Origin of the sequence: Nonomuraea maritima (genome assembly GCF_900100395.1) — a bacterium.
Lineage (GTDB): Bacteria > Actinomycetota > Actinomycetes > Streptosporangiales > Streptosporangiaceae > Nonomuraea > Nonomuraea maritima.
This window is the reverse complement of record NZ_FNFB01000041.1, coordinates 38427-46976: the sequence shown is the minus strand read 5'-3', so window position 1 is coordinate 46976 and position 8550 is coordinate 38427. Positions and strand designations below refer to the sequence as shown.

The window sequence follows — 8550 nt, the reverse complement described above, 5'->3', positions numbered from 1 at the left end:
CGTCCATCACCTCCACGTCGTGGTGGTCTTCGGCCCAGTCATCACCCACGAACAGTCGCAACGGTCCTCCCGTTCTCGATGCCGATCACCTTCAGCAGCCTGCGGGAGAACCATCAGCGACCTAATCAAGCAGTGCTCACGCCTCTGCGGGCGGGCACGACATCCCATCAGCGATCAACTCTCCCGGCCGACCGGCAGGGGCACGGTCTTTCACCAGGACTCGATGTCCAGGAACCCAGAGTGCTCACCTGTCAGCGGCTACCACCAGGAGTCTGCCGGATGGCTTACTCCCAGAACTGATTAGGAACTAGCGTGACCCGCATGGAACAACCACGTCGTGACAATCGCCGGGAACACCGCCAGGGGCAGGCGTTCGTGCGGGGGCGGCTCGTTCCGAGCTCGACGCACGACCAGCGGCTGCTGGCCCGGCAGGGGCCGACCGACTGGGTGCACACCGACCCCTGGCGAGTGCTGCGCATCCAGGCGGAGTTCGTGGAGGGGTTCGGCCAGCTCGCCGAGCTGCCGCCGGCGGTCACGGTCTTCGGCTCGGCCCGCACCCCCGTCGACTCCCCCGACTACCGGACGGGCGTCCGCCTCGGCCAGGCCCTGGCCGAGGCCGGCTACGCCGTGATCACCGGCGGCGGTCCCGGCCTCATGGAGGCGGTCAACCGGGGCGCGCGTGAGGTCGACGGGGCGGTGTCGGTCGGGCTCGGCATCGAGCTGCCGTTCGAGCAGCGCATGAACGACTACGTCGACCTGGGCGTCGAGTTCCGCTACTTCTTCGTGCGCAAGACGATGTTCGTCAAGTACTCCTGCGGCTTCATCACGCTGCCCGGCGGCTTCGGCACGCTCGACGAGCTGTTCGAGGCGCTCACCCTGGTGCAGACGCGCAAGGTGACCTCCTTCCCCGTGGTGCTGATGGGCTCCGAGTACTGGAGCGGCCTGATGGACTGGATCAAGAGCTCCCTGCTCGGCACCGGAAAGGTCGCCGCCGACGACCTCGACCTGATCACCGTCACCGACGACGTGGACGAGGCCGTGCGCATCATCGTGGAGGCCGACATGGCCCGCTCCCGGCAGTTCGAGGAAGAGACCGAGGCCTGCGCCGCCCAGGTCGCGGAGCCGCAATAGGCTTCACCTTTGTGAACATCTGCGTCTTCTGCGCCTCCAGCCAGACCATCGACCGCAAGTACGTCGACCTCGCCGCCGAGGTCGGCACCGAGCTGGCCAGGCGCGGGCACACCCTCGTGAGTGGCGGCGCCACGGTGTCGTGCATGGGCGCGGTGACGTCCGCCGCCCGCGCGGCCGGCGGGCGGACGATCGGCGTGATCCCGCAGGTGCTGGTGGACATCGAGGTGGCCGACCACGACTCCAGCGAGCTCGTCGTCACCGCCGACATGCGCGAGCGCAAGGGCGTCATGGACGCCCGCTCCGACGCGTTCCTGGTGCTGCCGGGCGGGATCGGCACGCTGGAGGAGTTGTTCGAGATCTGGACCTCGCGGGTGCTCGGCATCCACGACCGTCCCCTGGTGGTCCTCGACCCCTGGGGGCTGTACGAGCCGCTGCGGGCGATGGTCGGCCACATGTACGACGAGGGCTTCACCCGTCCCGACGTCTTCGACGCGATCTCGTTCGCCTCGACGGTGGAGGAGGCGTTCGCGCACCTGGAGTCGCGCCCGCAGCCGGTGCGGCCCAGCGTCGCCGAACTCGGAGAGGCCGCGGGCTGACAAGGGGTACCCCTATGTACGGATTGTGCTACTTGCGGTAGATCGCTGAATGCGCTCCGCAGTATGAGTACGATGCCAATGTGCTGGTCATTCTCGCCATCGCCGCCATCGCCGTCCTGGCCTGCGTGGTCCTGGTCTCCCTGGGCAAGGGCGGTGAGCTGGGCGAGTTCCCTCCTGACGTGCCGCCGCTCGACCTGCCCGAGTCGGGGCACCTCACGGCGGTCGACGTCATGGCGCTGCAGCTGCCGGTCAACCTGGTCGGCTACCACACGGCGAGCGTCGACGAGACCCTGCGCCGGGCCGCCGGCGCGATCAGCGCCCGCGACAACCGGATCGCCGTGCTGGAGCAGCGCGTCTCCGAGCTGCTGGCCAGCAGGCTGTACGCGCGGCAGGAGGCCTACGCCCCGCCGGGGCCCGAGCCGCGTACCGCGCACCAGCCCGACGCGCCGGCGCCGCGCGAGCTGCCCGAGTCCGGCGACCCGGTGACGGCGAGCGGCTCCACAGTGGCGTGGGACGCCGAGGGTGAGATCAGCCGTCCCGACGACCCCGAGTGGCGCGTCGAGACGATCGAGGTCAACGGCGACGGCGACCCCGCCGCGTCGAACGGCACGGCCCCCGAGCCCGCCGCCGACGACAAGCCGTCCGACGCCGAGCCGGTGCCGGAGAAGGAGGACGAGCGACGGTGAGCCTGCCGACCAGCGAGCCGATCATCCGCTGCCCGTGGCCGGGGCTCGCCGACCCGATGTACCAGGCCTACCACGACGACGAGTGGGGCCGCCCGGTCAAGGGCGACGACGCCGTCTACGAGCGGGTGGTGCTGGAGGCGTTCCAGTCGGGCCTGTCGTGGCTGACGATCCTGCGCAAGCGCGAGAACTTCAGGGCCGCCTTCGACCACTTCTCGATCCCCAAGGTCGCCGCCTACACCGACGACGACGTCACCCGCCTGCTCGCCGACGCCGGCATCGTCCGCAACCGGGCCAAGATCGAGGCCGCGATCGGCAACGCGCAAGCGGCGCTCGACCTGCCCGGCGGGCTGTCGGAGCTGGTGTGGCGGTACGCCGACCCCGACGCCCCCGCCCCGCCCACCCCGGCCGACGTGCCCGCCGCCACCCCGGCCTCCAAGGCGCTGGCCAAAGAGCTGAAGAGCCACGGCTTCCGCTTCGTCGGCCCCACCACCGCGTACGCGCTGATGCAGGCCATCGGCCTGGTCAACGACCACATCGAGGACTGCGTGGCCCGCCGCCTCACTCCGCGGTGAAGACCGGCCGCTCCTTGGCGAGGAACGACTCCGTGGCCCTGACGTGGTCGCGCGTGGCGGCGCAGCTGTCCTGGAGGTCGGCCTCCATCGACAGGGCGTCCGTGAGGGAGTGCGTCGCGGCGTACGCGAGTGCCCGCTTCGTGGCGGCGTAGGCGAGGGTCGGCCCCTGCGCCAGCCGTACGGCGAGCTCCTGTGCGGCCTTCTGCAGGTCGTCGGCCGGCACCACGCGCGAGACCAGGCCCAGCTCCAGCGCGCGGGCCGCGTCGAGCGGCTCGCCGAGCAGCATCAGCTCGGCGGCGCGGCCCCGGCCGACCAGGCGCTGCAGCGTCCATGAGGCGCCCGAGTCGGGCGCGAGGCCGATGCCGGCGAACGCCATCGCGAACTTCGCCCTGTCGGAGGCGAGCCGCAGGTCGCACGCGAACGCCAGGGACGCGCCCGCTCCCGCGGCCACACCGTTGACGGCGGCCACCACCGGCTTGGCCATGGTGGTGATCAGCTCGACGATCGGGTTGTAGTGCTCGCGCACGGTGTTGGCCAGGCCGCGGCCCGCCCGCAGGTTGTCGGCGTGCTCGCGCAGGTCCTGGCCCGCGCAGAAGGCCCGGCCGCTTCCGGTGAGCAGCACCGCCCTGACGCCGTGGTCGGCCGCGGCCCGCCGCAGCGCGCCGTGCAGCGCCTCCTTGACCTCGGTGGTCAGCGAGTTCATGGCCTCGGGCCGGTCGAGCGTGATGGTGGCGACGGCGTCGGTCACGTCATAGCGGATCACTGTAACTCCCTGTCGACGAACGCGGCGGCTGCGGGCAGCAGCCGGGCGGCCTCCTGCTCGAAGTAGGCCCTGGCCTTCTCGCCCGGCCACCCCACCGGCAACAGCTCCGGCGGCAGGCCGGGGTCACGGAAGAGAAAGTTGCGCCAGCCGTGCACGAGCCGGCTTCTCGTGGCGAAGACCTGGTGGTCCGGGGCCCCCTCCGGCAGCGTGCTGACCAGCGTGACAGCTTCGGCGTGCCACTGCTCGTACGCCTCGCCGATGGCGCCCAGATCCCATGCCCTGGCCACGAGTTCGCGCGGGTCGCCCTCCAGCGCCGCGTCGAACCGGTCGGCCCGGATGCCCTCGCCGTCGAGCAGGTTGTCCAGCTCGATCGACGACCGCGGACCGATCCACGTCGTCTCCGCCAGCGCGGCGTACCCGAGGAACGTCAGATCGGCCCGTAGCCGCTCCCTGCGGGTGCGGTCGCGTACGGGCTCCACGATGATCACGTGCCAGCGGCCGTGCCAGGACAGCGTTCCCGATCGGTAAATTCTGAGCGCCGCCTCGTCCAGCCGTCTGACGCACTTCGGCGTCAGCGCATAACCGGCTCCCTGGGGCAGTCTGACGGGGCTCAGCCACCCTTGCCGCACCATGCGGGAAACCGCGGTACGCACGGCTGGAGCGGCTATTTCCAGAGGTTTCAGCAGGCGGACGAGCGCGGCGACGGTGGCCTGTCCGCCGCGGGAACGCAGGTGATCTCCATACACATCGAAGAGAGCGGCGCGAGCGTGCACAAGGTCCAGTTTGGACGTGATCGCACCCCTCGACAACGCATTCTGGGAGGAGATCGTTACCCATGAGCGCTCTCGATGCGGGAGAATAGGACATCACAGAAGACGTGAATGCGCCGACCACCCCCCATGGGAGGTCGGAAATCGCGGGCCGCGGGAGCCCAAGGCAGAAAGGGATGCACGCATGGCGGCGATGAAGCCGCGGACCGGCGATGGTCCGCTCGAGGTCACCAAGGAAGGGCGCGGCATTGTCATGCGGGTCCCTCTCGAGGGCGGCGGCCGGCTCGTCGTGGAGATCTCGGCCGACGAGGCGAAGGCGCTCGGCGAAGCGCTGAAGAACGTCGTCGGCTGAGCGTTCCCGAAGAGAAATACTTTGTACCCCGACCCTGGCGTAGTCCCGCGCCAGGGTCTCTGACGTTTCCAAGGAGTTTTTCCGTGCCTATTGAGACCACTGCGACGGTGGTCGCCGAGGTTCCCGACGACGCCGAACTGCTCGCCGTACCGTATTCCGCAGATCTGCAGCCTGCGCGCCCGGTCGAGCTGCACCTGCCGGTGACCGACCTGCTGACGCACTACGAGGCCAAGGGCGAGGCGGGGGAGATCGTCGAGGTACCCGTGGCACGGGCCGGCGGCGTGGGCCGCGTGCTGCTGTACGGCGTGGGCGACGGCTCGCCCCGCGCCCTGCGCACCGCCGGCGCGGCGCTGACCCGTCGGGTCAAGGGCCGCGACACGCTGACCGTGGTTCCGCCCGAGGGCGACGTGGCCGCGTTCGCGGAGGCGGCACTGCTGGCGGCGTACACGTTCCGGATCGGCAGGAGCGGCAGGACGCCCGTGCGGACGCTCGCGTTCGCGGGGGCGGAGCAGGAGGCCGTACGGCGGGCGCAGACCGTCGCGCAGGCCGTGGCCCTGGCCCGCGACCTGGCCAACACCCCGGCCTCCGTGAAGAATCCGGCCTGGCTCGCCGAGCGGGCCGCCGAGAGCGGCGTCGAGACCCGCGTCTGGGACGAAGAGCAGCTGCAGTCCGACGGGTTCGGCGGCATCCTCGCCGTCGGCCGCGGCTCCGGCAGCCCGCCGCGGCTGATCCAGCTGTCCTACACGCCCTCCGGGCCCGCCGAGCGGCACATCGTGCTGGTGGGCAAGGGCATCACGTTCGACTCGGGCGGCCTGTCGCTCAAGCCGACCGAGAACATGAAGCTGCAGAAGACCGACATGGCCGGTGGCGCGGTCGTCATCGCCGTGCTCGGCGCGCTGGCGAAGCTGGGCGCCCCGGTGAAGGTCACCGGGCTGGTCGCCGCCGCCGAGAACATGCCATCGGGCTCCGCGCAGCGGCCCAGCGACGTCATCACCCACTACGGCGGCCGCACGGTCGAGGTGCTCAACACCGACGCCGAGGGCCGCATCGTGATGGCCGACGCGCTCGCCTACGCCGACGCCGTCCTCGATCCCGACGCGATCGTCGACATCGCCACGCTCACCGGCGCCATCACGGTGGCGCTCGGCCGCAACGTCGGCGCGGTCTACGCCTCCGACGACGTCCTGGCCAAGCAACTGCTGGAGGCGGGCGACACCACCGACGACCGGCTGTGGCGGATGCCGCTGATCGACGAGTACGCGCCCGCGCTCGAGTCGCAGATCGCCGACCTGGCCAACGTCGAGTCGGGTTCGCGGTACGGCGCCGGGTCGATCACGGCGGCGCTGTTCCTGCGGGAGTTCACCGGCGGACGGCCGTGGGCTCACCTCGACATCGCCGGCGTCGGACGCAGCACCGTCGACGAGGGCACCCTCAGCAAGGGCGCCACCGGTTTCGGCGTGCGGGTGCTGCTCGACTGGCTCACCCGCGCGTAGTCCGCGGGCCGGCTCACCCTCGGGGTGGGCCGGCTAGTCGGCGATCTTGACGGCCGCCAGCAGGCCGTCACCCAGCGGCATGAGCACCGAGCGCAGGCGCTCGTCCGACTGCACCAGCTTGCCCACCTCGCGCAGCGTCACCGTGTCGGCGTCGCGCTGCGCGGGGTCGGCCACGCGGTTGTGCCACAGCATGTTGTCGAAGGCGACGACACCGCCGACGCGCAGCAGGCGGACCGCCTCGGCCAGGTAGTCGGCGTACTCCCGCTTGGAGCCGTCGGCGAAGACCATGTCGTAGCCGCCGTCGGACAGCCGCGGCAGCACGTCGAGCGCCCGGCCCGTGATCAGCCTGAGCCGCCCGCCGGAGAAGCCCGCCTCAGTGAACGCCTGCCGCGCCAGCCGCTGGTGTTCCGGCTCGACGTCGACGCTCGTCAGCGTGCCGTCGGGACGCATGCCCCGCAGCAGCCACAGCCCCGAGACGCCGCAGCCCGTGCCGATCTCGACGACCGACTTGGCGTTGACGACCGTGGCGAGGAAACACAGAGCTGCCCCGCCTCCGGGAAGGATGGGTGCGGCTCCCATCTCCAGCCCGCGCTGCCGCGCCGCGTGCAGGACCTCATCCTCCAGATGAAACTGCTCCGCATAGGCCAGAGTGGCCTCCACCGGACTGGTCATCGGCCTCCTCCCCCCACTTTCGTGCGATGGGCCGTATCGGCCGCACAAGGTATTCGCGTGATTGGCACCGTTCGCAGCCTAGGGGAGACACGCCAGGACGGGAACTCAGGAGGGTCCTGAGGCGTTGCAGGTTTAAACGGGCTTTGCCGGTCCGGAGGGCAGTCAGTGCGCACGAAGGGACGAAACCAGGCACTATGGCGGTAGCGGTGGTCCCAGAGAGAGGAGTGCTGGTGGACGAAAGCGACCACCAGGCGGATACTCCCGTGTCGTCTGATTGGACGCCTCCGACGTGGGAGGAGGTCGTGCGGACGCACTCCGCACGCGTGTATCGGCTCGCCTACCGGCTCACCGGCAACATCCACGACGCGGAAGACCTCACCCAGGAGGTCTTCGTCCGGGTCTTCAGGTCGCTGTCCAGCTACACCCCCGGCACCTTCGAGGGGTGGCTGCACCGGATCACGACCAACCTCTTCCTCGACATGGCGCGGCGCAAGCAGCGCATCAGGTTCGAGGGGCTCGCCGACGACGCCGCCGAGCGGCTGCGCGGGCGCGAGCCGTCTCCGGCGCAGGCGTTCGACGACGCCCACCTGGAGCCCGACATCCAGGCCGCCCTCGACGCACTCGCCCCCGAGTTCCGGGCGGCGATCGTGCTGTGTGACATCGAGGGCCTGTCTTACGAGGAGATCGCGGCCACGCTCGGCGTCAAGCTGGGTACGGTCCGAAGCCGTATTCACCGTGGCCGGGCGCAGTTGCGGGAGGCTCTCGACCATCGAGCCCCCCGTAATTCCCAACTCCCCCCGACCGTGATCCGTGGGGAGGAAGTCTGACATGGCTCATCTCGGAGAACGCGTATCCGCGCTCGTCGACGGCGAACTCAATCATGCCGAGCGCGAACGCGCGCTCGCCCATCTGACCTTCTGCGCTGACTGCCGGCGAGAAGTCGAGTCGGTACGCGCGCTGAAGTCGCGCCTGCGCTCGATCGACACCCCCGCGATGCCGGCCGACCTGACGATGTCCCTGCTGCGCATGGCGGAGCCGGGCGGGCCGCTGCCCCCGAGGGAGCGCCCTTTTCCGGCCCGCACCTTCGGTGGGGTGCCGCTCCCGGGCCCGCACACCATCGCACCCCTGGACAACCGCCCGCGCAGGGACGGCAGCGGCGCGGGTTCCGGCCCGGGACGTGGTGGTAGGCGCCGTTCGACCTACGTCGCGGTAGGAGTGGTCTCGGCAGCCGTCGCGCTCGGCACGTTCTTCGCGGCCAACGGCGCGGGGCAGAACAATCCGGCTCCTCCGGTCGAACTTTTCCAGCAGCAGGCCCGTACGTCCATGACGACCGCACCGGCGCCCATCACGCCTTGACGCCCGCGCTCGCGGCGGGTAGTCGGTTGGCGTAGGCCGTGGCGTGCGGGGCATACGATCTGGGTTCGGGAATTGTCGGCGGCAAGTCCTGATTAAAGCTTTATAACCCTCGTATGCCGCAGTAGCGAGGATCGCGGTGCCGAGCCAAGGAGCGGTGAG

11 protein-coding genes are annotated in these 8550 nt (G+C 70.5%); 8 read left to right on the top strand and 3 right to left on the bottom strand.

Annotation, left to right across the window (positions count from 1 at the left end; translation table 11 throughout):
* The first annotated feature begins 321 nt into the window (after positions 1-321).
* The 4 genes from BLR04_RS36605 to BLR04_RS36590 all read left to right on the top strand — a co-directional run bounded on the left by BLR04_RS36605 (position 322) and on the right by BLR04_RS36590 (position 2985).
* On the top strand, positions 322-1131 hold the full coding sequence (locus BLR04_RS36605) for an LOG family protein (RefSeq protein ID WP_090773761.1): 810 nt from the start codon (positions 322-324) through the stop codon (positions 1129-1131).
* A gap of 11 nt (positions 1132-1142) precedes the next feature.
* Entirely contained in the window at positions 1143-1727 is a 585-nt protein-coding gene (locus BLR04_RS36600; RefSeq protein ID WP_090773760.1) for an LOG family protein, read from the top strand.
* An 80-nt stretch (positions 1728-1807) separates the two neighbouring features.
* The gene (locus BLR04_RS36595; RefSeq protein ID WP_090773759.1) at positions 1808-2413 is read left to right on the top strand and encodes a hypothetical protein; all 606 of its coding nucleotides are present in this window, start codon (positions 1808-1810) and stop codon (positions 2411-2413) included.
* Entirely contained in the window at positions 2410-2985 is a 576-nt protein-coding gene (locus BLR04_RS36590) for a DNA-3-methyladenine glycosylase I (protein ID WP_090773758.1), read from the top strand. The genes BLR04_RS36595 and BLR04_RS36590 overlap by 4 nt, the downstream gene beginning before the upstream one ends.
* Here BLR04_RS36590 and BLR04_RS36585 read toward each other — a convergent pair.
* Both BLR04_RS36585 and BLR04_RS36580 read right to left on the bottom strand, forming a co-directional pair.
* Positions 2972-3748 carry an enoyl-CoA hydratase-related protein gene (locus tag BLR04_RS36585; RefSeq protein WP_090773757.1) on the bottom strand — a complete coding sequence of 259 codons (777 nt, stop codon included), beginning with the start codon at positions 3746-3748 and terminating at the stop codon, positions 2972-2974. The genes BLR04_RS36590 and BLR04_RS36585 overlap by 14 nt on opposite strands.
* A complete protein-coding gene (locus tag BLR04_RS36580; RefSeq protein ID WP_090773756.1) occupies positions 3745-4521 on the bottom strand; it encodes a PaaX family transcriptional regulator in 777 nt (258 codons plus the stop codon). Before BLR04_RS36580 ends, BLR04_RS36585 begins: the two co-directional genes overlap by 4 nt.
* 181 nt (positions 4522-4702) lie before the next feature.
* Between BLR04_RS36580 and BLR04_RS36575 the strand changes: the two genes are divergently transcribed.
* Together BLR04_RS36575 and BLR04_RS36570 are read left to right on the top strand one after the other, a co-directional pair.
* A complete protein-coding gene (locus BLR04_RS36575; protein ID WP_020545024.1) occupies positions 4703-4870 on the top strand; it encodes a DUF3117 domain-containing protein in 168 nt (55 codons plus the stop codon).
* An 83-nt stretch (positions 4871-4953) separates the two neighbouring features.
* Positions 4954-6363 (top strand): leucyl aminopeptidase, encoded by a 1410-nt coding sequence (locus tag BLR04_RS36570; RefSeq protein ID WP_176903471.1) that lies wholly within the window; start codon positions 4954-4956, stop codon positions 6361-6363.
* A 33-nt stretch (positions 6364-6396) separates the two neighbouring features.
* Here the strand turns inward: BLR04_RS36570 and BLR04_RS36565 are convergent, their stop codons facing one another.
* Entirely contained in the window at positions 6397-7035 is a 639-nt protein-coding gene (locus tag BLR04_RS36565; RefSeq protein WP_090773755.1) for an O-methyltransferase, read from the bottom strand.
* Between the two features lie 194 nt (positions 7036-7229).
* Between BLR04_RS36565 and sigE the strand changes: the two genes are divergently transcribed.
* Positions 7230-7862, top strand: coding sequence for an RNA polymerase sigma factor SigE (sigE, locus tag BLR04_RS36560; RefSeq protein WP_090773754.1), 633 nt, complete (start codon positions 7230-7232; stop codon positions 7860-7862).
* Between the two features lies 1 nt (position 7863).
* Entirely contained in the window at positions 7864-8391 is a 528-nt protein-coding gene (locus BLR04_RS36555) for an anti-sigma factor family protein (protein ID WP_090773753.1), read from the top strand.
* Positions 8392-8550 lie beyond the last annotated feature (159 nt).